This window comes from Paenibacillus sp. FSL H8-0048, from assembly GCF_038002825.1.
Lineage (GTDB): Bacteria > Bacillota > Bacilli > Paenibacillales > Paenibacillaceae > Paenibacillus_AQ.
In genome coordinates this window covers 460,098-483,653 of record NZ_JBBODF010000001.1, presented here as the reverse complement: position 1 = coordinate 483,653, position 23,556 = coordinate 460,098, and the positions used below count along the sequence as shown (strand labels likewise).

The window sequence follows — 23,556 nt, the reverse complement described above, 5'->3', positions numbered from 1 at the left end:
AAAATATCAGACTCGATTACGCTAAGACCCTTGCGTATCAATTCCCCAATGCCCTCATCTCCTATACAAAATCACGGATTATAAATAATACTTTCATTATATAAATATATTAGGTGAAACAGCAAGCATGCGTGTCCCCTCGAAAAATACAGCATATGTACGTACGGGAGCATAAGTAACGGCTGACCGCCTCAAACCAAGGCGGACAGCCGTTTTTGGACGAATCTATGGATAAATGGCCGGAAAACCGGTTTAGCAGTTGCGCACTCCCAGCGGATTCCCGATAACGCCCGGATATTGATAGACAAGCGGCTCTTCGAAAGTGGCGTAATCAAAGTTAACCATCAGCAGCACCACCCGCTGTCCGGTAGCCCGGTCGCTGATAATCAGGTGGTCACGGCCCGCAGCTTCAAGCACCCCGGTATAGACCTTGGCATTCCAGTCTTTGTTATTCTCATATGTGAAATAGAAGGTGCCCACTTTGCCCAGATTCAGGCGGAAGATATTCTCCACATAGGACTGTTCAAATACGGGCGCGGCCGTGGAAACCACTGTGCCGCCGGGCATCATGGGACTTCCGCTGCTTACCTGAGGCGGCATGGCGGTCATGGTGCCCATGTTCCCCATATTTCCCATAGTGCCCATTTTACCCATATTGCCGATTTTCCCCATGTTATTCATGTTGTTCATATTGTTCACATTGTTCATATTGTTCATGTTCTCCATATTGTTCATATTGTTCATGCTGCCTGCTGGATTGCTGCCCATCATATAAGGAACTGGGCGGTACGGTTGAACGATCATGTACGGATTACCTCCTAAAGTGTAATAATTGCATTGTTTTGCCTAATATACTGCCGGACAATCCCCCTGTGTCGGAGTGAAGAAGCAGTGGGCCTTGTAGCGTCCGGTATTCTGCTGATTGTACCAGGTTGCCGGGCAATCGCCGACAGGGCGGAAGAACCAGAGCGCATTTGAGGCCGGCCAGGTCCGCTCCCCGTTAATCGCACGTTTCGCCAGCCGGATATCAGCTTCCCGCGCCCGCTGGTAGAAATATCCCTTCTGCGGGGCTTCGAAGCCGCCGGGGCTCTGGTACACCATGTCGTTCACACTGCGGATATTGTTGAAATCCAGACAGTTGCCAAGAATCCGGTTCACGCCGACATTGCCGACCATCAGCATGCCTGACTCCCCATCCTCTTCAGCCTCGGCCCGCATCAGCCGTGCAAGCACTCTTACGTCCTCCGAGTTTGTTTTGATGACAGCCACGCGTTCTCCTCCTTACATTCTTTTCATTGACGGGTGAAGCTGTGCAGACTATTGGTTTCTCCGTTGTTCTTTTGCTGCTCGCTGTATTGTATGTGTATTCGCCCAGGAGGTGACAGTCTGCAACCAATTTCCTGCACCCTCCCCATTCGTGCCCATGCCGGCAACACGCCAAAAAACCCCTTGCTCCAGAGCGGGAACCAAGGGGTTACAATCGCCATCTATAATGCATTGCCAACTTAGCTACTCTGCCGTGGAGTAATGAGGACGCCGCTGAAAGCCATGATACCGGGTCCCCTGATACGTCAGTATGCCTTGGTCTCCCTCAGCGCTCATCCCGTATTCCTGTCCCTCTACCTTGAATTCCCTGCGCACCCCATCCTCAGCTTCATAAGTCAAATAGTAGGTGGTGCTGGTCCGGCTGGAGAGACTATCCTCCTGGGACTGCTGCTGGCGCACTTCGGTCCGCTTGCTCACGATACGGGCGGGAATGGACTGCAGGGGGGCTTTATTGTTCCGGCTCCACTGAAGCAATCCCCGGCCCGCAGACACAGCGATGATCCCCACGACCAGAGCGAGAAAGACCGGCAATACCGTTCCTGTAAAATCGAACAGCCAGGATGGATCACTTCCCGTTCCCATTGTCTCTTCCCCCTTATTCCCAAGTAGTTAGCCCACCTGCCCATATAGGCTTCTCTACATGTATATGCCTCTTGTCTGCAAGACAGCACCGTTAGAAACGCAAGTAGAAACGGCAAAAAGACCATTCAGGTTCCGGTACTGTCTGGAACTTAAATGGTCTTCTATAATACCCGAACGGCGGTTACATTAAGCATGTACGAGGTCTAACAGTTGTCTGGTTTCGTTCGCTTCTTCCGGCATCATGCCGTTGTCTACCCAGCAGGCTTTGCATTGTTCTTCAGTCTGGCACAGGTGAGCATCATCGCAGTTATAGCACAGTTGCATCAGGTTTCTAGTCATATAATTCGTTTCAAAAGTTGTCATTGTAATCTCTCCTCTTCGGGTTGGAAGTTTGTTTGAAAGTTTGTGAAAAAAGTAACTTGTTCTCTATGTGTTAAATATATCACAGGATTCAGAATTTGTCATGTGATTTTTTTCACATTTTTAAAGAAAATTTTAAATAAGATTTTTCCTTATATTGTAGAGGCCTTTAGGCAGATTTAATGCAAGTGGAAACGGCTTTGCCGTCCTTTTAAGGACGGTACCGTTTCAGCGGAAAATAGAAGGATAAGTTATCGTGTGCAACATATAAATTCTTATATTTTTTAAAAAAGAGGCTATCCGTCAGAACGGATAACCTCTTGCAGGGTATTACATTACACGCCAGCTCTCGCCGCCGTTGGTGGTCTGAAGCAGGATCGACCTGCGTTCCTCCTCCTTCGAGATCAGCAGCCAGCCAACATCGCTTGAAATGAATTGCAGCTTCACTACCTCCGGATATTCCAAGAGCTTGGACTGCAGCACTGTGCTGGCCGGAAGGGCCGTCCAGGTCACTCCCTGGTCCACCGTCTTATAGAGCAGGTTGCCTTCCAGCGACCATCCTGTCATGGCATTCAGGAAGTCGGGTGCCACATTCCGGTTCATGCCGGAGAGCGCCGGCCGCCCGAATGTGGTGAACTTCCAATTCTCTCCCCCATTGGCGGTAAAATAACCGTTAAAGCTCATGCTGCCTTCTTTGTCCTTCTGACAGCCAACCGGCATCCAGCCCCCGGCTGCATTCTTCCCGAAAAACTCAGGGACACCCGTAACCACCCGGTCACATCCGGCAAAGCTATCATTGACCAGGAATTCCGAACCGGGTACCCAGGTCGCCCCTCCATCCCTGGTCATATAGATCTTCGGCAGAGCGCCAGTCTGCAGCATAACAAACCCGCGGCTCTCGTCATTAAAGATCATCCCGGTCGTGACCCCGGCATGCGGAATCGAACTAGTCGGCAGATTCGGATTATACTGCTCATTCTGCATCACCAGATTCCAGGTGGCTCCGCCATCCTTGGTAGCATATAAGGCTTTACTCTCTTTGGTGGCACTAGCGTCCCACTTGGTCATCAGCCAGCCGCTGCGGCTGGAGCTGAAATAGATGGAGGACAGCTTGTTGGAATCAGGGAACGCTGAGATCTGCCAGCTGTGTCCCCCGTCTGTGGTGCGCAGCACTACGGTCTCGGTGGAGCCGAATGAACTGCGGATAATCCAGCCGTGCTCGGGGTCGGTGAAGAAGATCTCTTTGCCATAGACCGGATTGCTTAGAAATTGCACATTCGTAGCTGGTGAGATATTCGCCCACGTCTTGCCGTTATTGAGCGTCATGTACATTCGCAGCTCGTTGCGCGTTACCCCCCAGGCCAGTCCCGCCGAGGAGTTGAGCAGCCGGAAGTCGGTCAGCCGCGTCTGAATCTGGTATTTCTTTGCGTTCTCAGGTTCGACATTCTTGTTATCCGGGGTGATGACCGTAATCATCTGCCCTTCTTCCGGCGCTTCAGTCGGCTGAGGAGGCCGGGTAGCCTCCGGCTTAGGGGCGGACGAGCAGGCCGAGAGAACCAGCAGAGTCATAAGAAGCATCAACGCCACACTTAGAATCTTGGAATATGAAGCTTTGGCTGACAATGCGCTCTCTCCTTTTCTTCATATAATAATTATTTCTTCGTATTCAAATTACTGCGTTTGTAGCCGTACAACGAGTAGATCACCAGTCCGAACGCTACCCAGATGATGAAGCCGATCCAGGTCTCTTTGCCGAGATTGTACATTAAGTAGCCGCAGCCTGCCGCACTAAGGAGTGGAACCAGCGGAACCCAAGGAACCCGGAAACCTCTACGGAGATCTGTCTTCGTCCGGCGGAGCATAATGACCCCGAGTGACACAACCAGGAAGGCAAACAAGGTACCGATACTCGTCAGATTCGCCAGCCTGTCCAGGGGAACGAAGCCGGTAAGTACAGCGATCAGGCTGCCCACCATCCAGGTGCTGCGCACCGGAGTATGCGTCTTGGCGCTAACCTTGGACAAGCTCTTCGGCAGCAGCCCGTCACGCGAGATCGCGAACAATAGCCGGGTCTGGCCGAACAGCATAACCAGCAGAACCGTTGTCATTCCGGCAATCGCCCCGATGGAGATCAGTCCGGCGATCATATTCTGGCCCACAAACCGCAGCGCAAAGGATACCGGATCGCTGACATTCAGGCTCTGATAAGGCACAATACCGGTCAGAACCAGGGATACGGCGATATATAAGACTGTGCAGATGGCCAGGGAAGAAATAATTCCGATCGGAAGATCACGCTGCGGGCGCTTCACTTCTTCTGCGGCAGTTGAAATGGCATCAAAGCCGATATAGGCAAAAAATACAGTAGCCGCGCCGTTCATTACGCCATGAATCCCAAACGGCAGGAAAGGTGTCCAGTTCTCCGGCTTCACATAGAAAATACCGGTGATAATGAACAGCAGCACTACGGAGATCTTGATTGCGACCATCACTGCGTTGAAGCGGGCGGTCTCCTTAACCCCCCGTGTCAGCAGATAGGAAATCAGCAGGATTATAATGACGGCAGGCAGATTGATGAACGTTCCCTTATCCGCATTATACGCTCCAGACAAAGCTGTCGGCAAATGTATCCCGAAGCCCTCCAGCAGCCCCTGGAAATAACCGGACCATCCGCTGCTTACCGCTGCGGCAGCAACCCCGTATTCCAGTACAAGATCCCAGCCGAGCACCCAGGCCAGCAATTCGCCGAAGGCCACATAGCTGTAGGCATAAGCACTGCCGGAGACCGGCAGGGTCGAAGCAAATTCGGAATAGCACAAGGCGGACAGCACGCAGGCAATCCCCGCGATGATGAAGGACAGCACCAGTCCCGGACCGGCATGCTCTGCAGCAGCCACACCCGTCATTACAAAGATCCCGGTGCCGATAATAGCGCCTACCCCAAGCATCGTCAAATCCAAGGCGCCCAGTGTCTTGCTAAGCTTCTCCGCTCCGGCATTCTGGGGAATGGCCAGCGGTTTTTTGCGGAATAAATCCATACTTCAGTTCGCTCCTGTCAAGTGGTTGAGTGGATAATAGAAAAACCTTAGTTAGCTTACCCAATTTCGGGTAATGGATGAAAAGCGGACAGCTTGAAAACACTATCCCTAGCGATTATGATGGATAAGATTGGACAGCAAGTGGAACGGCTCTGCCTTCCTTATACTACCAAAATACAAATGCTGGAGGAGATTGAACATGGCCCCATTTAAGCCCAATCGTGTTGTAGTCATCGGTACCGGTGCAGTCGGAACCACTACAGCCTATACGCTGCTGCTGCGTAAGCGCATGCCCGAGCTTGTACTAATTGATGTGAACCACCAGAAGGCGCTTGGTGAAGCGCTGGATATGAACCATGGTATGCCTTTTGTAGGAGGCGTGAAGCTATGGGCCGGTACCTATGAGGATTGCCGCGAAGCCGACATTATTATCGTCACAGCCGGAGCCTCCCAGAAGCCTGGTGAAACCCGGATCGACCTGCTCCGCAAGAACATCTCGATCTTCAAAGATATCATCCAGAAAATCACGAAATACAATCATCATGCCATCCTGCTGATTGCAACCAATCCGGTCGATATCCTGTCATACGCTACCCTGAAGATCAGCGGCTTCGACCGCAGACGGGTTATCGGCTCAGGAACGGTCCTCGACAGCGCCCGCTTCCGTTACCTGATCGGAAAGCACAAGGAGATTGATCCGCGCAGCATTCATGGACAGATCATCGGGGAGCATGGCGATTCCGAGCTGCCGGTCTGGAGTCTCGCCAATGTCGCCGGGATTGATCTGGGCTTCGATGAAGCCGAACGCAAAGAAATCTTCGAGGATACGAAGAATGCCGCTTACGAAATAATCGATGCCAAGGGATCGACCTCCTACGCCATCGCGCTCGCACTGGACCGCATTGTAGCGTCCATCCTGAACAATGAAGGCTCCGTTCTGAATGTCTCCACATTGCTGAACAACTACAACGGCGTCTCCGATGTGTTCCTCGGCGCTCCATGTGTTGTAGACCGCTCCGGGGTGCGTGAGGTACTGGATCTTCCGCTCAGCGAAGAAGAACAGAGCTTATTCCAGCAGTCCGCTGACAAGCTCAAGAGTGAAATTGCCAAGCTGGAGCTGTAATTTCAGCCGAAACAAGCCGGCCGCCAATCCGCAGGGATTGGCGGCCTTTTTTTGAAATCTAAGCATTGAAATCTAAGCATCCAAGCATTTACAAACCGCGAAGACGCGTTAAGCGACTAAAGTGAATGTTGCGGTTGATTTCACAATCCGTTTTTCCCTTTCTCATGGTAGCAATTCATAGACAAGTTGTCATCATAAAAATGCACATTCCATGTAATTTATGCGTTAGGGTATGAACAAAAGTTCATACTTCAAGTGATATGAATGCTGGACAAGCCGATTACAGGCTGCCGCTCAGCTTATCAGGGCTGCTGATTTGCAGCCGGGACATCGCCTCTTCCTTCTCCCGGCTCGTAATATGCGTATAAACTGTAGTCGTCTGAATGGACGAGTGACCCAGCAGCTCCTGCACGGTCCGCAGATCTGCCCCTTTACGCAGCAGCATGGTGGCGAATGAATGACGCAGCTTATGACTCGAATAGGCACGCTGCTGTGATGAGGGCAGTCCGCTCTGGAAGCGGCTGAAGGTATCCGCAGCAATGCCCTGAATTCCCCGGATCGACAGTCTGCGGCCCTTCTGCGAGATGAACATCGCCTCTTCTTTGCTCCGCCAAGGGACCAGCCGGTCTGCAACCGCCTGATCAAGATAAGGGGCCACATCCTCCGGCACCGGAATGCCCCGCCATTTGCGCCCTTTGCCGAAGACCCGCAGGGAACGTCTGTCTACATTGTAATCACTCAGATTCAGCGTATGTACTTCCCCAACCCGCAGCCCCATATAGGACATAAGCAGGAAGACTGCCAGATTGCGGCTTCTGTACTTGCCGTTCACCGCCGAGAGGAAACGCTCCAGCTCTTGCTCCTCCAGATAGACCGGCTCACGGTTTTTGTCGGTCTTGGATTTCTTGATGCCTGCCGCAGGATTAATAGATAACAGCTCCAGCTCGGACAGTGCCTTGAACAGACAGTTGACCGAGGCATGCTTGCGGTTACGGGTGGAATCACTGACGCCCCGCTCACGGACCGAGGTCAGGTAGGACACCACATGCAGTTTTTTTACCGTTCCCAGCTCCCTGCCGTTCAGACTGTTCAGGAATTCCCGCACATCGGCAAGGTAGGATTTCTGGGTGTGCGCTGTATAACCGGCATCCTTCATCCAGATCAGGAAGGCCTCCAGCTCTTCTTCGTATGTTAACTCCAGCTCATTCATAATCTGTCCCCTCCCTCATAAGTACAACTATTATATCATTCCTCCGCAGCAGCTTCCCTCCATCCGGCAGCATGCTTCTCTACCATTCTGAGGAACTCACTGAGGGCAGGAGACTTCCATTTCTTGTTATGGTAAGCGATCTGGGTGGCTACCCGCTGCGACTGGTCATTCCAGTTCAGCCGGCCCAGCTTGCCTTCCGCCAGCTCGCGCTGTACCGTAATCTGCGGCAGAAATGAGAGGCCGAGGCCGGCCATCACGCACTGCTTGATCGCTTCAATGCTCCAGAACTCCAGATTCGGATCAGGAAAGACGCCGTGGCTGTTCAGATGACGTTCAAATAAGGTGCGATAGGTGCAGCCCGCCTCGGTATGCAGAATGGTTACATTCTTCAGCTGCTGCGGCTCCACTTCAGCAAGCTCCAGCAGCGGATGATCCAGCGGAGCCACCAGAGCCATGGCTTCATGAATCAGCGTCTCACAGTACATATCCTTATATTCTGTTTCCGGCTGCAGCAGGAAGGCCAGATCCAGCTCCCCGGAGCGGATGAATTCGGTCAGCTCCCAGCAAGCTCCCGGCTTCAGGGTAATCTGCACCTGAGGATAACGGCTGCGGAAATCCTTAATAATACCGGGAAGCCGGAAGGCCGCCAGGGATTCCGGTGCGCCAATCCGCAGCGAACCGGTTATTTCGCTCCCGGACCGGAGGGCATTCTCAGCCATCGTGTGCATTTTGGAGATTTCCTGGGCATACGGCAGCAAGCGGCGGCCTGCATCCGTGAGCATAATCTTTTTGCTGATCCGGTCGAACAGGGGCTGCTTCAGCTCTGCTTCCAGCGCCTGAATCTGAGCGGTAATGCTGGACTGGGCATAATCCAGCTTCTGCGCAGCGCGGGTGAAGCTGCCGGTCTCTACCACAACGAGAAAGGTGAACAGATGCTTCGATTCCATGGCGGACCTCCCTTTGACCCATCGGTTTTTCGAATGGATGTTATTTGTTAATTCCGGTTTTCCAATGGATCTATTATCTGATACTCTATAACTAAATACAAGGAAAGCGGGATTAATACATATGAAGAAACACAACTCGTTAGGGCGTACCATCGGTATGCCTCAGGCCATTGCTTTATACATCGGTGCTGTCCTCGGCTCAGGGGTTTTAATTGTACCCGGACTGGCCGCCGAGATGGCTGGCCCTGCTTCGCTGCTGGCCTGGGGCTTCATGACTCTGCTCATTCTTCCGCTTGCCTTATCCATGGGCCTGCTCTCTGCCAAGTTCCCTAACGCCGGGGGCGTCTCCCACTTCGTTACACTAGCCTTCGGGCCAAAGGCCGGGGCTCTGGTCGGCTGGTTCTTCCTGATGTCCGTTCCGATCGGTGCGCCAGTCGCCGCATTGACCGGTGCAGGATACATGACCGCAGCGATGGGCTGGGGTGATCCGGCAAGAATCGCCCTTGCCGCCGGGATGCTGGTGATTGGACTCCTAACGAATTGGATCGGCATGCAGGTCGCCGGTAAAGTACAAATTGCTGTGGTCATCGCTATAGTTGCCGTACTGGTCTTCTCCTTTGCCGCTGCGCTTCCTGGGATGGAGCGTGCCCACTTCACTCCGTTTGCGCCGCATGGCTGGATGAGCGTCGGGCAGGCGGCGGCTCTCCTCTTCTGGTGCTTCATCGGCTGGGAAGCCGTTTCGCATCTGTCCGAAGAGTTCAAGGAGCCTGAACGGGCTGCGGTTAAGGGTGTGACCATCGCAGCCATCATTGTGGGCGTCCTGTATTTCCTCTCCGCACTTGCTACCGTTGGTACGCAGAGCTATCTGCACGGCGGAGCAGATAGCTCCCTGCTCTGGATCATCAGTCAGCCGCTCGGGGCATGGGGCGGCTTCATCGCCGGACTCACGGGTCTCTTCATCTGCACAGCGACGATCATTGCCTATGCAGGCGCAGCTTCACGCGTGGCTTATGCCTTGTCCCGGCAAGGCTATGCTCCGGGTTGGATGGGGCTTTTATCGAGTCGTTATCAGACGCCTGTGGGAGCAATCGGCTTCCTGGCGCTCTGCTTCACCCTGATATTGTCGCTCTACGGCAGTGGGGCGCTATCGTTAACCACACTGATTACCTTCCCCAACGCCACCTTCATTCTTACCTATATTGGGGGCTGCGCCGCCGGTATTCGCCTCTTGCGCGGCAGCCGTGCAGGCGTAACAATCAGCTTCATTTCTTTTGCCGCCACACTGGCCGTGTTCCCGTTCACAGGGTGGGCGATTCTGTACCCGCTGCTGATTACAGTGGTGTTTGCCGGAGTGGACTATTTGAGATTCGGGGTAAGGCGTGTGGGGGAGCGGTGAGGGGATTTAAGTCTGACTCGAGGGTACTATCAATGCACATACTTAAAAATGGCCACGCCCATCCATGACAGGACAGGCGCGGCCATTCATTTATAAACGTTGAATTTCAGCAGCTTTTGGTCCACTGAACCGGAATCCGCAGACGGAATTGCTGCATATCCTCTGGATATGAGAAGTACTCGGTTATAATCTCAAGATTGTCAGAAGGCTGCACTGGCGGGAAAAGCAGCTTAAATGCCAGTTTATCTTTACTCATTCGTACCCGCGTTCCTATCTGTAAAATCGGCTGATCGTGTCCTTCCTGTAGGGTTATTGAAGTTAACTGGCTCATCACCTGACTGGCCTCATAGTATACAACCGTCTGCTTCTCCTCATATTCAACAGCCGTAATTGTAACGCTTCCTCCCTCATTCCCCTTTAGTGTCAGCGGGAGTGGACCACTCAAGCGCTGACGATCTTTATACGATTTAACTTGATTATTGTTCTCTGTTTCAGCGATAACCAGTGTCATATATTCCGGTTTGGGATTAAATTCAGTCAGCGGTGAGAAGTTGAAATAATAGTACTCTTCAGTCGCTCCATCTCCACCCTGATTCATATACAAGGTCCCAATATCATCTTCAAGCATTGCGTAAAGAGATGGATGAGGATATCTTTTCATCAAAATAACTTGCGAAGTTACTGGACCAAGAGTTAGCTTGTCTACAGTGTAAAGTGAGTTATCGTACATAAAGTCCAAGTCATTAGGATAAACAGTTGTACTTATCGCAGCGCTCTTCCCCCTATCCAGCAGGACAGATACATCCCAGTTCCCCCTCGTTGTCCCGATACAATCAACACTCATATTAAGCCTAAGCTGATCCGGGAGATCCTTGTCCCCAAAGCTTAGACGGGTTGTACCTACGAAGGTGTGATCTCCTGTAATCGTAAAATCATGAGACGAGATTCTTTGCGGATCATGTCCTTCGAAATTAAGCTTATAGAAGACTGCCGCTTCCTTGCCGGTAATGGGCGCTGACGATGATGGGTAGGTCACCTCATAATTAATCACTAATGAAATACCGTCATAGTATTCCTCTACCAGATTGAAGGTAATACCTTTATCGGTAACCAGCGCACCTGCCGGATTACTGAGATGCTTCTCCGCAATCGGCCTCAACTCCCCGCGGTCGGCTCCTTTGTCATACAGATAATCGAAGAACGGAATAACACGCAGCGCTTCAGCAACCGGGGGTGAGATGAATCCGATCCCAATAATTGATCCGGCTGTAGCCGCCAGCGCAGCTGTGGTGCCGATGACCCACTTCTTGTACAGTGATAACCGGCCTCTGTCCCTTGGAGCTTCCTTTACTCTTCCTATATGTAGCTGCCACAATTCATCAAAATGTACAGAAGAAGGCATACTGAGTATCATATGTTCAGCTTCTTTTTGCAATTGTGCGGTTACGGCCTCGGATTGAGCATCCAGCCTGTCCTTAGCTGTCGTCATTTAAGCCCCTCCTTCATCATCAGCGCGCCGGGGTCAAGATCTCCGCATTCCCTCAGCTTGCGCAGTGCCGCATGAAGCCTGGACTTGCAGGTTCCCAGCGGAATACTTAATACCTCTGCGGTTTCGGGAAGCGATAATCCCGCATAATAGTGCAGGGTGATCACTTCGCGCAGCTTCGCGGACAGATGGCTGACCGCCTGCCATAACTCCAGCTGATTCTCACTATGCAGAGCGAAGCTCTCGGCGGAGTGCTCTTTTCCCTCTATAGGAACGCCCGCCAGCAGTTGTATCCAAGTCTTCCTGCGCAGCAGATTACGTGACGTATTGACGGCAACCCGGTACAGCCAAGGCCGAAGCGGCCTGGAGGGATCGTATAAATGATATTTTGCAAAAGCACGCAGAAAAGTCTCCTGGGTAATATCATCGGCCAGCACCCGCTGCTTGGTCATCATAAGGGCAATCCCATAAATATAAGCGGAGTGTGCTTCAAACATGTCCTTGGCCTGCTGTTCTGTGATGGGATAATCCTTCACGCTCGCTTCCCCCCTTTCTTACTGGATATACGCTTTGACCCGGGACATCCGTTCGCTTTACGTTTCAGAAACTTGTCTGGCGGTTATGGATGAGAAGAGCTTGCCCTAATCTGCTAGAAGAAGGAGACTATAAACTATGTCTGATCATACAAAAGTTATTCTTGAACCAGCAGCTCAGAAATTCGCCGATGATAATGCCAAGCCTCCCTTCCTGCCCGATCTGGGTCCGGAAAAAGGCCGCGAAACGGTCAACACCGTTCAGGCTGGCGATATCGAAAAACCTGAGGCAGATCTTCAGGATCTGACTATAGCGGGCGGTCCAGGCGGTGAAGTGAAGGTCCGCATTGTCCGTCCGGTAGGCACCTCCGGCACTTCCCTGCCGGTCATTCTCTACATTCATGGAGCAGGCTGGGTCTTCGGCAACAGCCACACGCATGACCGGCTCATCCGCGAGCTGACTGTGGGTACGGGTGCTGCCGTGGTCTTCCCGGAATATAGCCTGTCCCCGGAAGCCAAATATCCAACGGCTATTGAAGAAATCTACGCGGTTCTGGAGTGGATTGCTAGTGAAGGCTCCACGTACGGGCTGGATGCAACCAGGCTGAGTGTCGCCGGAGACAGTGTCGGCGGCAACATGACGGCAGCCATCACCCTGATGGCCAAAGAACGCAGCGGTCCGGCCATCGCTAAGCAATTGCTTTTCTATCCGGTTACAGATGCTTCCTTCGATACCGAATCGTATCATCAGTTCGCGGAAGGCTATTTCCTCCAGCGCGAAGGGATGAAGTGGTTCTGGGATCAATATACCACCGATCCTGAGGAGCGGGCACAGATTACAGCATCTCCGCTGCGGGCCAGTCTGGACCAGCTTAGCGGTCTGCCGGAAGCCCTAATTATCACTGGTGAAGCCGATGTGCTTCGTGATGAAGGGGAGGCTTATGCGAATAAGCTTCGCGAAGCAGGCGTTCCCGTTACGGCGGTGCGCTTCCAGGGCATTATCCACGATTTCGTGATGCTGAACGCGCTGGCAGACACTAAGGCTAACCAGGGAGCTTTGCTGCTGGCAACGGCTTGGTTGAAGCAATAACCCCTGCGATCACCTATGATAGAAGAAAGCCCGTAACGGAACATCACTCCGCTGCGGGCTTCTTTTCGTTTCATGTATATCAGCTTATCGGTATCCTCTATTTCCGCTGTGAATAGAACTCCGCTGCTTTGATCAGCATATCCTTCAGTGAACCGAAGGAAGTAGTCTTCGATACATGCTCATCCAGCTGATCCTGCGGGAGCGACTTTATCTCCTCTGCCGAACCGGCAGAGAATCCCCCTTTTTGCAGCAGATCCTTTAGGGACTCGAACGGAGTGAACTTTTGCAGAAAAGAACTGGATAGCAGCTGCTCCAGCGGGAGCTTCTGCAGCAGTTGCTCGACAGGCAGCTTGTCTAGCGGTAATTTCTGCAGCAGCTCTCCTACCTTACCTTCTTTGAGGGAACCAACTACTCCTTGCAATTTATCGCCTAATCCTCCAATGTTAAATCCCATAAGGTCAACCTCCTGAATAACTGTAGTTGATCCTTATTACCCAGAATTAAGATCTACGAATTATACAGGTTAACATAATAATGATTATGTTACTCAACGATATTTCTCAATAGCACTTCTCTACCTTACCTGCCTGAACGCAGAAACTTCCCGATCCTCCTGGTAGCTTCCAGCAGACGCTCCTCCTCCTCTACCAGTGCGATCCGCACATACCCTTCCCCCTGGCTGCCAAAAGCATCTCCCGGAATCACCGCTACCCCGGTTCTCAGCAGCAGGTCATGCGCGAAACGGCGCGATCTTCCCGCTTCTCCTTGAATTCCATAGGCATCCGGCAGCTTGGCCCAAATAAACATAGTAGCTTCCGGCGAGGGCACCGCCCACCCTTCAAGGTGCAGCGCCTCCACCACAAGATTCCGCCGCCGCTCATACAGCGCAGCCACTCCTTGGTCGGGTCCAGAGTCCATCGCTTGCTCCAGTGCCACAACCGCCGCTTCCTGAACCGGCTCGAAGACGCCGTAATCCACATTGCTTTTCAGCTCCCGCAGCGCCCCGACGGCCTGAGCATTCCCCGCCATGAAGCCGATGCGGCAGCCGGCCATGTTGAAGCTTTTGGAGAAGGAGTGGAATTCAACGGCGGTATCACGCGCCCCAGGCACCTGGAGGATGCTGATCGGCCGGTATCCATCGAACCCCATCTCTGAATACGCCAGATCATGTACAACCAGCACATCCCACTTCCGGGCAAGCTCCACGAGCCGCTCCATATAAGCCAGATCCACCGTAACCGAAATCGGATTGCCGGGAAAACTGAGCAGAATAAATGAAGCTTCGCTCCATACCTCATCGGGAATTCGCTCCAGATCCGGCCGGAACGCATTCTCCTCCAAAAGCGGCAGCGGCCAAGACCTAACCCCCGCTATAGCTAGTGCCCCTGAATAAATAGGATAACCCGGGTCTGGCACAATCGCCAGATCGCCGGGATTGCAGATCGCCAGGGCCAAATGCGAGAGTCCATCCTGCGAACCCATCAGGGACACAATTTCCTCCTCCGGATCTACCTCTGCACCGAATCGCCACTGCATCCATCTCGCCGCCTGATTGCGGAACACTGCACTCCCCTTGGACGACGGATAAGCATAACTATCCTCCCGAAGCACTGCATCACTTAACGTCTGACGAATCCCGGGCAGAGGCGCCCGGTCCGGACTGCCAATTCCAAGATCGATGATGCCCAGGCCCGATTGCCGGGCTTCCGACTTCCAGGCCGCCACCTCGGCAAAGATCGATGATCCCAGATGAGCCAGCTTGTCTGATCTCCATTTATGCTGCTTGCTGCTATGAATCAATGGACTCCCTCCAACGTATGTTTTTTAGAATAGTATAGCATGGGTTCGAGACTCATTATTCTACTAAAATCACTCTATTTAAGGCGACAACTAGTGCGTAAAGTGATATAAAATTGGATCTGAAGTGAAACAGCGTATAATTTATGTTATATGCTGTTTTTTTGACGCAGATATGGCCATTATTCTGTGGTACAAGCATGATTGACGTCTTACTCATAGAAAAGGCCACACCGTCCCTATGGATGGCGCAGCCCTATCAACTTAACGATCATTATTCATAGATTAAGCATGGATCATTCAGCCTCTTCGGTTATGTATTCCATGTTGGACAGTCCGGTCCGTACAGAGAGTCCCCAGCCAAACTGCTCTGTGTTCATCACCTCAGCGCGAATGGTGTTCCTTCCAGCTCTCCACTGAACCGGCACCCTGGCATAATCTGAACGAATACGCCCATCACTTACAGGAGGATTCCAAACCCAAGTTCCCTGGTAGATTTCTTCTTCATTAATCCAGACACGCACTTGGTCACTGAAACTGAGCGATACGTAACTCTCTGTCTCTTCAGGAAGATGGAAGGTGCTTCTTGCCCGCACCACGCTCCCTTGCTTGGCGGTGAAGCAGCGATTGAAGTTCAGGATTCCATTCTCTTCTACAACGGCTCTTCTCCAGTCGCTACCGGAGGATGCGGAAACCATCCATTCGGTTACGAAGGTATCTGCGGACAACTGCTGTAGATCTGTTTCAGTTCGCAGGATAGGGGCCGGTTGTATTTCTTCGATCACTAGATTGCGTATATAACAGGGAGCGAATCCCCAGAACCCTATCTTTCCGGCAGGAACTCCGTGCTGAAGATCAGTAATCACCAGTTGAGGAGCTGTCTCTTCCCCCATATAGACCCTTGCACCTTCAGGTTGCACCTCCACGGCGAAATTCACCCATTTTCCCGTCGTATCGGGCAGCGGCTTTTGATACTTAGGGCCATTGTAAATTTGCCAGGTCATTGAGCCATTCATCACGGGGTCGTATTGAATTTCGACTGGAGCCAAATAGACCAGCTCATAATTAAGTTCATCTTTTGCACCGAATATAAGTCCAACAAAGCCTACTTCTCCAGGAATCGCAACCTCAGCTTGAAGACGATAGCAAGGAAACGTGATGTCCTCGCAAAGGAACACGGCGGAACCTGCTTGTTCGAGATATGCCGCTTGACGGCCCTTATAACTTCCTGCACGGACGCTATAATCTCCCCATTCAAACCGGTCCAAATCATTCCACAGGGTAAAAGATAATTGATTCATTTGTCCTCCTCTGTTGATTTGAGATCTTTTATTATAGGCAGAAATTCCTTTATGATTGCATCCACATCCTTCCCATTCGTATTCAGCTTATGTGTATTCAATGCTTTGTAGTTCTCTAACCGGTTGATGCTATTCTCGATTCCACTCTCGCTTCTTGCATTCTGACGCATACGCTTTATTAACTCTTCCTCAGAGCACATTAGCGTAACTTTTATTAGCTCATCTTATGAATCACCCAAGTGAAGAAGACATACTCAAACATGGAATTATCCAGATACTGGTTCAGGATTCAGTTTATTTAGCCCCCTCTGAAATTCATATTAAAAACTCAAGATTCTAACACTTTCAATTTACCAAATTTATATAACTGAGTATATAGATAGATTAATTGGATTCTGCGGGTGAGAAGCTCACGGTTTTCAAGAAATGTGGCGGCAAACAGCAGCAGGCAGTTTGAATTACACGTTACGCCCATCGCAGGACATATTCAGAAACGGCTTGCACGTCCACTTCGGACAGCAGCCGTTTCTTTTTTGCCTACTGAAATCCCGGTTTCACCCACAGCTTAGAGATATCCAGGAATCCGAAGGACCCAGCCTCAAGCCCGAACAGACTCTGGCTAAATTGCGCCTGCTTGTTCATATGGCAGCCATACATCACCCAGCAGTTATCGCGCAGCTTACTTTCCGCCAGATCCAGCAGTTTCGCGCGTTCCTCCGCCGCCAGCCGGGAGAACGGCTCCAATATCTCCGCTAACTCCGCCTTCTGGCTGTCCAGTAACAGATCATGCAGATAATTGGATTCATTGTGGAAATAATTAATCATTCCCCATTGCCAGTCGTCCTCCAGCACTTCTTCGCAAATGAAGAGATCCACATGGTGAGTCAGCTCTGGCAGCCCATATTCGGTGACCGGATACAGCACAAGATTCAATCCAATCCTCCTGCCGCGTTCCAGCAGCCATAACGCCTCCTCCTGCTCCTCTTTGCGGGTGCGGTAAGCCAGCCTCAGCTCTTCCCCTTGGTATCCGCCTGCTCGAAGCAGCGCCTGAGCTTCCTCCAAGGGAGGCTCATTGAACAGATGCCCGCTGCTCCGCCAGGGAAGGAAGCTGTCCGCCGGCAGACTCCGGCTCCCTCCAAGCTCCCGGACCATGGAGAGCGGGTTATAGAGTATTCTCAGCACCTGACGGATAGCCAGCTGATGATGTATGCCTGCCGTTCTGAAGTTGAACATGATGTAGCGGCAGCCAAGTGAAGGATATTCAATGCTGTGGCCCTGAACCTCCTGAGCAGCAGTAAGCCCCCCTTGATCGGCGCTGGCATCCGTAAGCTGGTACTGGCGGACGCTTGAGGCTAAGTGCGGCAAATACCAGATTTCGACCCGGTCCAACAGCGGACGGATACCGTAATAGAGATCAAATGCACCAAGCACCAGCACATCCTTGCTCAGATCGAGCACTTGATAAGGCCCTGTTCCGACCGGATGCTGTGAGAAATCGGCATCATAAGGCAGAATAGACATATAGATTGAGCTGAACAGATGGAAGAAAAATAGATTAGGCTGCCGCAGATCGAAGCGGATGCGGTAATCACTTTCCAGCTCTACATGTGCAATGTCCTTGAAGTGACAGGCTGCAGGGCTCCCAAGGTTAATTAGACGCTGCAAGGTCTCTTTGACATCCCGTGAGGTCATCATCCGGCCATGGTGGAATCTTACGCCTTTGCGCAGATAGAACAGATAGCTGGTGCGGCTCTCGTTGGCCTCCCACGTATGGGCAAGCCCCGGCTGAAATACTCTGCTCTGCGCATCATAGGTAATTAATGTACTGCAAATATGCCCGAGCAGGTACGTCTCAAAAGCTGTGTAAACGGTAGCCGGGTCCAGCTTCTCCATCGAACGGTTACGGGAAATGCGCAGCACCTCCTGGCCCGATGCTGAGTCCGGTTCACTCCGCAGTCCCATCTGCTTGTCAAGCACCGCCAGCAGGCGTTCCTTCAGCGGCTCACTGACCGGATACTCAGCCATCAGCTCAGTAGCGTGTTTCATCCGGCCTTTGCTTACCATATCCTGGAACAGCTCCTCCAGCACCTCATCCCGGCTGCGCAGCAAAGTCAGCTGAGAACAGTGGCCTCTTCCTCTGCCGGGAACCCAAGCAATCAGGGCTTGCTCTTCCAGCCTGCGCAGGATGAACTTCACATTGCGCGGAGTGCAGCACAGGATGCCGGTCAATTGCTCAATCGTTACCGGAATCGGCTGCTGGATCGGAAAGGCGGGGACCAGTGCTGTGGCCAAACAGAGATAATGTGTGCTGCTAGTGTCCATATATCGCGCTCCTTTTAAAGGTGAAAAGTCTTCGGAGAATCTTACACTTTTATTTCCCCCTTTGATCTATACAATTATACTTAATAATTCAATAAGAAGCATGCTTCACATTCAAAAAATGGACTAGGAGACGGGATTCAAATGAAACAACATCTGCGCCACATTCACCCGCTGGCCTGGACCATCATCATCGGAACGATGTTCGGGCGGCTGGTTACTTCAATGAGCATTCCTTTTCTATCTATTTACCTCACACAGGTGCTAGGCGCTTCCGCCACCCAGACCGGCTTCACAGTAGCCGTCAGCTCGCTGGCAGGCGTGCTGATCAGCTTCTACGGCGGTTACATCTCAGATGTAATCGGGCGCCGGATCGTCATGCTGGTGTCCGTCTTCGGCTGGGCCTGTGTATTCTTCGGCTTCTCGGCGGCGCAGCATATATGGGTGTTCTTCCTGGTGAACACGCTCAACGGACTGTGCCGCGCTGTATTTGAACCGACTTCACGGGCATTATTGTCGGATATTACCCCGCCGGAGCAGAAGCTGCTGGTCTTCAACCTGCGGTATGCTGCGGTGAATCTGGGTGTGGTCTTCGGCCCGATTATCGGCCTCCAGCTCGGCTCCGCCAAGTCTACCTTCCCGTTCGTAATCGCAGGGATCGTGTACATCGCCTATGGTCTTGTTCTGTTCCTGCAATTCTCGGTACACCGTGCCAGCCTGCCGGTTCATGGAGAAGCCCGGACGCCCAAGCTGCTGGATGCGCTCGCAGTCACCGGCCGGGACAAGGTCTTCCTGCCTGTTCTGCTGGGAACTATCTTTTGCGTACTCGGATATGGCCACTTCAGTTCCACACTGGCGCAGTTTCTCGCGATGAACCCCCACTTCAGCAATGGCAGCCAAGTTTTCTCTTATATGCTGTCGCTCAATGCTGTAACTGTACTGGTGGTGCAATACCCGCTTGTACGTATATTTAGCCGCTTCCCCCCGCTTGTTCCGCTGATCCTGGGTAATGGCTGTGTCGCACTTAGTCTGCTATTGTTCGGTCTGCCGGGGGGAGTACCGCTGCTGATGTTTAGTGTAGTGTTATTCACTGTCGGAGAGGTCCTGCTCTTCACCATGATGGATATGCTGATCGACCGGATTGCGCAGCCGGAATGGAAAGGTACCTACTTCGGCACGATTGGCTTCAATAACCTGGGGAACGTGATGGCCCCTATCCTGGGAGGGCTGCTGCTGGACCAGTTCGGCGCTCTGAATGGACCTGCTGTATTCGTACCGCTTGCGCTGACCACGGCGCTCGGTCTTCCTTTCCTGATTACCGCGCATAAAAGACTTCGCATCCGCGAAGCCGCCGAAGCAAGTGCACAGCGTGAGCTTGGTGCTTGAGGTGTTAACCACATGAATAATCCCCTGACCTGCTGTAAAACGGGTTTGGGGGGTTATTTACTTTCATGCAAGTAATCTCTTAAAAGTTAACATAACATTTATTACGTTACTAAATGGCAATGTACTTTATTCCAGCCCTGCTTCTAATTGCCGACGTACTCTTGTAGCTCTGCTGGGTAGTCCCACACAAAGTCAGCTTGAACTACTAGTAGCCGCACCAAACGTCGTACCAGCCCAACCAGATTCTGTTTTTAACATACATTCAGCCCAGATACCTTACCCGAGTCGATTGTATGTTGTTTTCAACACACATTTGGCCCCATGTACCTCACACCAGTCGATTGTATGCTGTTTTTAACACACAATCAGTCCATGGACCTTACGCTAGCCGATTGTATGTTGTTTTCAACACACATTTGGCCTAGCTGCCAATGTATATGCTTATAACACCCACGCCCAGCAAAAAAACGGGCAACACCCACCGTAAATAACGATGCGTGTCGCCCGCCCTCTATATCTTATAATACTACCCCATCCCGCTTCAGCTGCTCCTGCAGCTGCGGAATATTGAGCGCCTGCGGCTTCACCCCTGCGGCAGCCGCGAGTGCTGCTGCTGTTCCGGCCGCCTGGCCCGTGGCCATGCAGCTTGGTGTCAGGCGGGTCGTGGCCAGTGCTTCGTGCGAGGTCGAGATGCAGCGGCCTGCGGCCAGCAGATTGGACACATTGGCGGATAGCAGACAGCCGTACGGAATATCGTACGCACCGTCTCCCGCGATGAAGGAGGCTGTTACCCCCTTGCCGGACGGATCGTGAATGTCGATCGGGTAGCCGCTGCGGGCAATGGCATCACTGAACTTGCGGCCTTCTATGACATCTTCTTGGGTCAGCTGGTAGTAGCCCTTGATCCGCCGCGATTCGCGGATGCCGATCTGCGGCGCAACCGCTGAGATCGAGGCCCGTTCGAAGCCCGGAACGTCGCGCTTCAGAAACTCGGCCATTAGCAGAACCTGCTTGCGGCCCTCTTGTTCAGCCAAGGTCAGATCCTCCGCATTCGTTGCATCCAGCCCCTGAACGCGGGTGCAGTTGATCAGCACCTCATCGTCTGCCGGACCGGCGAAGAACAACACCTGATCACGGTTAATCGGTACCTCGGCCCGCTTCCATTGCGAGTAGAACCCGCTTACCCCGGTCAGTGGCAGGTCTGGCAGCTCGGCAATTGGCGTTTTGCTGTAGAACTCTTCGGGATGGCTGATCATATACGCTTTGACCTTGTGCAAATCAACGCCGCGCATTCTGAACTTCATCGTCATCGGCTGGGAGCGGTTGTCCCCCTCCCGGCCCTGAAGCGTTTCGGCCCCGGACAGCTTGGCTACATCGGCGTCTCCGCTGCAATCCACGAAGATGCTCCCTTTTATAGGTGTACGACCGGATTTATTAGTCACTACCACCTGTTCGATCACGCCGGCACTGACCATCACCTCATCCACAAAGCTATGCAGCAGCAGCTTCACTCCAGCTTCGCGCAGCATATCCGTGGCCACCACCTGATAAATCTCAGGATGGTACGGCGTTAGCGTATGCACGAAGCCGACCGTATCCCGCAGGTGGCCCGGCGAACCGCCGCTGGCCTGCAGCCGGTCTACAATTTCCTGAGCGATGCCCTTAATAACCTGTTCCCCTGAGTCCGTGTGAAAAGTCATCCACGGATAGACCATAGCAGCGGTAGACATTCCGCCCACGAACCCGTATCGTTCAATGAGCACCGTCTGCGCCCCAAGTCGTCCGGCGGCGATGGCCGCCGTGATTCCTGCCGGGCCTCCCCCCACGACAACGACATCTGCCTCTATTGCAGAATTCATATCCTCTACCCCTCTCTGGTGTATTATTCGTTACCGGTGTGCTATTCCTTCAGTCCTGTCATAGCTACGCCCTCGATGAACCGCTTCTGCGCCAGGAAGAAGACGATCAGCAGCGGCACGGTTGCCATAACGGTGGCACTCATCAGGTAATGCCAGGAAGTGCCCACTTCATCTGTAAACAACGATAATCCGAGCGGCAAGGTCATCAGCTCACGCGTATTAATGAAAATAAGCGGGTCGAAGAATTCATTCCAGATGGACACGAACGTGAAAATCGTCAGTGTTGCCATCCCGGGACGGGCAATCGGCAGCATGATCTTCCAGTAAATGCGGAACCGGCTGCAGCCGTCGATCATCGCCGCCTCCTCAAGCTCCGTGGGTACGGTAATGAAGAATTGCCGCATCACGAAAATCCCGAACACACCGCTTGCGCCGAAGATCGGCAACAGAATCAGCGGCAGATGCGTGTCAATCCAGCCCAGGTCGCGCATGAACAGGAACATCGGGATCGCTGTCACTTCATGCGGGATCATCATGGCACTGAGCAGCACCAGAAATACGGCATTTCTTCCTGTGAAGGGAATTTTGGCAAATGCATAGCCGGCCAGCGAAGCGAAAAACACCGTTCCCGCCACGACGACAAACGAGATATAGACGCTGTTAAAATAGAAGCGGTGAAACGGAATCAGTGTAAAGACATCCGCATAATTCTGAAACTGGAATACCGGCGGAATCAGCTGCGGCGGGTAGGTGAAAATATCCTGCGGCCGTTTGAAGGATGTGGACAGCATCCACAGAAACGGAACAAGCATAATCAGCGATACCACCGTTAACGCGGCATACACTCCTGCAGCTGACCACTTTCGGCTGGACTTAAGCGTCGCTCTCATTGAATACCCACCTCTTTCGCAGCTGCCACTGCAGCAGAGTCAAGATCAATACGACAAAGAACAACACAAATGCGAGCGCCGAAGCGTAGCCCATCTGGAACAGCTTGAACGCTTTTTCCCAGATGTAGTAGACCAGTACCTTGGTGCTGTTACTCGGCCCGCCCTGGGTCATGACATAGATCTGGCCGAACACCTTTAGGGAGCCGATTACGGTCATCACCACGGTCAAAAATACGGTTGGTGTAATCATTGGCAGGGTAACGTTGAAGAAGGATTTGAACTTACCCGCCCCGTCCAGCTCAGCCGCCTCGTAGAGCGAACGCGATACCTGCTGGATCGCAGCGATGAAGAGCACCATATTTAGCCCCACGTTCTTCAGTACACTTGTCACAATAACAGCCGGCATGGCCAGTCTCTCGTCATACAGCCAGGCTGCCCCTTTAATGTTGAACAGCATCAAGAGCTGATTGATCAGCCCGGAATCGGTGGCGAACATATACTTCCAGACGATGGACCATACGATCAGCGAAGTCATTACGGGAACGAAGATCGCAGTACGGAAGATACCGATACCCTTTAAGCTTTTCGATAACAGCAGCGCCAGCATCAGCGCCAGCACGATGTTAAACGGCACCAGACCCAGTGTGAAATAAGCCGTGTTGCCGAAGACCTTCCAGAACAGCGGGTCCACCGCAATATCCTTGTAATTATCCAGACCGACGAACCGGTGCTCTCCAAGCAGCGGCCAGTCATTTAAGCTCATATAGAGCGCTTTCCCCATCGGAAATAACAATAACAACGTGAAACCGAGCAGCATAGGCGATATAAAAAGCCATCCGGTCACCTGTGCCTCACGGGCAAGCGGACCCTTGTTTCGTCTCTTGACCTTTCTGTTCATGCCGGAATTCACCGC

21 protein-coding genes are annotated in these 23,556 nt (G+C 52.4%); 4 read left to right on the top strand and 17 right to left on the bottom strand.

The window, feature by feature from the left end; genetic code table 11:
* Positions 1-252: 252 nt before the first annotated feature.
* The 6 genes from gerQ to NSU18_RS02250 form a co-directional block, all read right to left on the bottom strand.
* Complete coding sequence (gerQ, locus tag NSU18_RS02275; RefSeq protein ID WP_341150969.1) at positions 253-654, bottom strand: spore coat protein GerQ; 402 nt, start codon at positions 652-654, stop codon at positions 253-255.
* A 192-nt stretch (positions 655-846) separates the two neighbouring features.
* Positions 847-1,269: a cell wall hydrolase gene (locus NSU18_RS02270; protein ID WP_036695386.1), complete on the bottom strand. Its 423-nt coding sequence runs from the start codon at positions 1,267-1,269 to the stop codon at positions 847-849.
* Between the two features lie 240 nt (positions 1,270-1,509).
* Complete coding sequence (locus NSU18_RS02265; protein ID WP_036695387.1) at positions 1,510-1,908, bottom strand: DUF2500 domain-containing protein; 399 nt, start codon at positions 1,906-1,908, stop codon at positions 1,510-1,512.
* A 186-nt stretch (positions 1,909-2,094) separates the two neighbouring features.
* A complete protein-coding gene (locus tag NSU18_RS02260; RefSeq protein ID WP_341148082.1) occupies positions 2,095-2,271 on the bottom strand; it encodes a hypothetical protein in 177 nt (58 codons plus the stop codon).
* A gap of 327 nt (positions 2,272-2,598) precedes the next feature.
* A complete protein-coding gene (locus NSU18_RS02255) occupies positions 2,599-3,891 on the bottom strand; it encodes a WD40/YVTN/BNR-like repeat-containing protein (protein ID WP_341148081.1) in 1,293 nt (430 codons plus the stop codon).
* A 29-nt stretch (positions 3,892-3,920) separates the two neighbouring features.
* Positions 3,921-5,306: an APC family permease gene (locus tag NSU18_RS02250; protein WP_341022256.1), complete on the bottom strand. Its 1,386-nt coding sequence runs from the start codon at positions 5,304-5,306 to the stop codon at positions 3,921-3,923.
* Positions 5,307-5,499: 193 nt separating this feature from the next.
* Here NSU18_RS02250 and NSU18_RS02245 point away from each other — a divergent pair, with 193 nt between their 5' ends.
* Positions 5,500-6,429, top strand: coding sequence for an L-lactate dehydrogenase (locus tag NSU18_RS02245; RefSeq protein ID WP_341148080.1), 930 nt, complete (start codon positions 5,500-5,502; stop codon positions 6,427-6,429).
* A gap of 280 nt (positions 6,430-6,709) precedes the next feature.
* Here NSU18_RS02245 and NSU18_RS02240 read toward each other — a convergent pair whose 3' ends face one another.
* Positions 6,710-7,639, bottom strand: coding sequence for a tyrosine-type recombinase/integrase (locus tag NSU18_RS02240; RefSeq protein WP_341022260.1), 930 nt, complete (start codon positions 7,637-7,639; stop codon positions 6,710-6,712).
* Between the two features lie 35 nt (positions 7,640-7,674).
* Positions 7,675-8,586, bottom strand: coding sequence for a LysR family transcriptional regulator (locus NSU18_RS02235; protein WP_341148079.1), 912 nt, complete (start codon positions 8,584-8,586; stop codon positions 7,675-7,677).
* 121 nt (positions 8,587-8,707) lie between these two features.
* Here NSU18_RS02235 and NSU18_RS02230 point away from each other — a divergent pair, with 121 nt between their 5' ends.
* Positions 8,708-9,982, top strand: coding sequence for an APC family permease (locus tag NSU18_RS02230; protein WP_341022264.1), 1,275 nt, complete (start codon positions 8,708-8,710; stop codon positions 9,980-9,982).
* A 106-nt stretch (positions 9,983-10,088) separates the two neighbouring features.
* Here NSU18_RS02230 and NSU18_RS02225 read toward each other — a convergent pair whose 3' ends face one another.
* Both NSU18_RS02225 and NSU18_RS02220 read right to left on the bottom strand, forming a co-directional pair.
* On the bottom strand, positions 10,089-11,471 hold the full coding sequence (locus tag NSU18_RS02225) for a DUF4179 domain-containing protein (protein WP_341148078.1): 1,383 nt from the start codon (positions 11,469-11,471) through the stop codon (positions 10,089-10,091).
* Positions 11,468-12,004, bottom strand: coding sequence for an RNA polymerase sigma factor (locus NSU18_RS02220; protein ID WP_341022266.1), 537 nt, complete (start codon positions 12,002-12,004; stop codon positions 11,468-11,470). The genes NSU18_RS02225 and NSU18_RS02220 overlap by 4 nt, the downstream gene beginning before the upstream one ends.
* 136 nt (positions 12,005-12,140) lie before the next feature.
* Between NSU18_RS02220 and NSU18_RS02215 the strand changes: the two genes are divergently transcribed.
* Positions 12,141-13,091, top strand: a complete 951-nt coding sequence (locus tag NSU18_RS02215) for an alpha/beta hydrolase (RefSeq protein WP_341148077.1) — start codon at positions 12,141-12,143, stop codon at positions 13,089-13,091.
* 97 nt (positions 13,092-13,188) lie between these two features.
* Here the strand turns inward: NSU18_RS02215 and NSU18_RS02210 are convergent, their stop codons facing one another.
* From NSU18_RS02210 to NSU18_RS02195, 4 genes are all read right to left on the bottom strand, one after another.
* A complete protein-coding gene (locus NSU18_RS02210; protein WP_341022268.1) occupies positions 13,189-13,545 on the bottom strand; it encodes a hypothetical protein in 357 nt (118 codons plus the stop codon).
* Between the two features lie 125 nt (positions 13,546-13,670).
* On the bottom strand, positions 13,671-14,891 hold the full coding sequence (locus NSU18_RS02205) for an aminotransferase class I/II-fold pyridoxal phosphate-dependent enzyme (RefSeq protein ID WP_341022269.1): 1,221 nt from the start codon (positions 14,889-14,891) through the stop codon (positions 13,671-13,673).
* Between the two features lie 293 nt (positions 14,892-15,184).
* The gene (locus tag NSU18_RS02200; RefSeq protein WP_341022270.1) at positions 15,185-16,189 is read right to left on the bottom strand and encodes a hypothetical protein; all 1,005 of its coding nucleotides are present in this window, start codon (positions 16,187-16,189) and stop codon (positions 15,185-15,187) included.
* Positions 16,190-16,726: 537 nt separating this feature from the next.
* On the bottom strand, positions 16,727-18,511 hold the full coding sequence (locus NSU18_RS02195; RefSeq protein WP_341148076.1) for an ABC transporter substrate-binding protein: 1,785 nt from the start codon (positions 18,509-18,511) through the stop codon (positions 16,727-16,729).
* Positions 18,512-18,652: 141 nt separating this feature from the next.
* On the opposite strand from NSU18_RS02195, the gene NSU18_RS02190 reads away from it, so the two are divergent.
* Complete coding sequence (locus NSU18_RS02190; RefSeq protein WP_341022273.1) at positions 18,653-19,894, top strand: MDR family MFS transporter; 1,242 nt, start codon at positions 18,653-18,655, stop codon at positions 19,892-19,894.
* A gap of 518 nt (positions 19,895-20,412) precedes the next feature.
* Here the strand turns inward: NSU18_RS02190 and NSU18_RS02185 are convergent.
* The 3 genes from NSU18_RS02185 to NSU18_RS02175 are packed head-to-tail and all read right to left on the bottom strand — an operon-like array spanning position 20,413 to position 23,541.
* Positions 20,413-21,777, bottom strand: a complete 1,365-nt coding sequence (locus NSU18_RS02185; RefSeq protein ID WP_341023348.1) for an FAD-dependent oxidoreductase — start codon at positions 21,775-21,777, stop codon at positions 20,413-20,415.
* Between the two features lie 17 nt (positions 21,778-21,794).
* A complete protein-coding gene (locus tag NSU18_RS02180; protein ID WP_341022274.1) occupies positions 21,795-22,643 on the bottom strand; it encodes a carbohydrate ABC transporter permease in 849 nt (282 codons plus the stop codon).
* Positions 22,627-23,541, bottom strand: a complete 915-nt coding sequence (locus tag NSU18_RS02175) for a carbohydrate ABC transporter permease (protein WP_341022275.1) — start codon at positions 23,539-23,541, stop codon at positions 22,627-22,629. The genes NSU18_RS02180 and NSU18_RS02175 overlap by 17 nt, the downstream gene beginning before the upstream one ends.
* Between the last annotated feature and the right edge of the window lie 15 nt (positions 23,542-23,556).

Coding starts and splice junctions, on each gene's coding strand:
- NSU18_RS02240 (WP_341022260.1), bottom strand. CDS start 7,639: ATGAATGAGCTGGAGTTAACATACGAAGAAGAGCTGGAGGCCTTCCTG.
- NSU18_RS02195 (WP_341148076.1), bottom strand. CDS start 18,511: ATGGACACTAGCAGCACACATTATCTCTGTTTGGCCACAGCACTGGTC.
- NSU18_RS02230 (WP_341022264.1), top strand. CDS start 8,708: ATGAAGAAACACAACTCGTTAGGGCGTACCATCGGTATGCCTCAGGCC.
- NSU18_RS02250 (WP_341022256.1), bottom strand. CDS start 5,306: ATGGATTTATTCCGCAAAAAACCGCTGGCCATTCCCCAGAATGCCGGA.
- NSU18_RS02190 (WP_341022273.1), top strand. CDS start 18,653: ATGAAACAACATCTGCGCCACATTCACCCGCTGGCCTGGACCATCATC.
- NSU18_RS02215 (WP_341148077.1), top strand. CDS start 12,141: ATGTCTGATCATACAAAAGTTATTCTTGAACCAGCAGCTCAGAAATTC.
- NSU18_RS02235 (WP_341148079.1), bottom strand. CDS start 8,586: ATGGAATCGAAGCATCTGTTCACCTTTCTCGTTGTGGTAGAGACCGGC.
- NSU18_RS02225 (WP_341148078.1), bottom strand. CDS start 11,471: ATGACGACAGCTAAGGACAGGCTGGATGCTCAATCCGAGGCCGTAACC.
- gerQ (WP_341150969.1), bottom strand. CDS start 654: ATGGGTAAAATGGGCACTATGGGAAATATGGGGAACATGGGCACCATG.
- NSU18_RS02200 (WP_341022270.1), bottom strand. CDS start 16,189: ATGAATCAATTATCTTTTACCCTGTGGAATGATTTGGACCGGTTTGAA.
- NSU18_RS02210 (WP_341022268.1), bottom strand. CDS start 13,545: ATGGGATTTAACATTGGAGGATTAGGCGATAAATTGCAAGGAGTAGTT.
- NSU18_RS02175 (WP_341022275.1), bottom strand. CDS start 23,541: ATGAACAGAAAGGTCAAGAGACGAAACAAGGGTCCGCTTGCCCGTGAG.
- NSU18_RS02180 (WP_341022274.1), bottom strand. CDS start 22,643: ATGAGAGCGACGCTTAAGTCCAGCCGAAAGTGGTCAGCTGCAGGAGTG.
- NSU18_RS02260 (WP_341148082.1), bottom strand. CDS start 2,271: ATGACAACTTTTGAAACGAATTATATGACTAGAAACCTGATGCAACTG.
- NSU18_RS02265 (WP_036695387.1), bottom strand. CDS start 1,908: ATGGGAACGGGAAGTGATCCATCCTGGCTGTTCGATTTTACAGGAACG.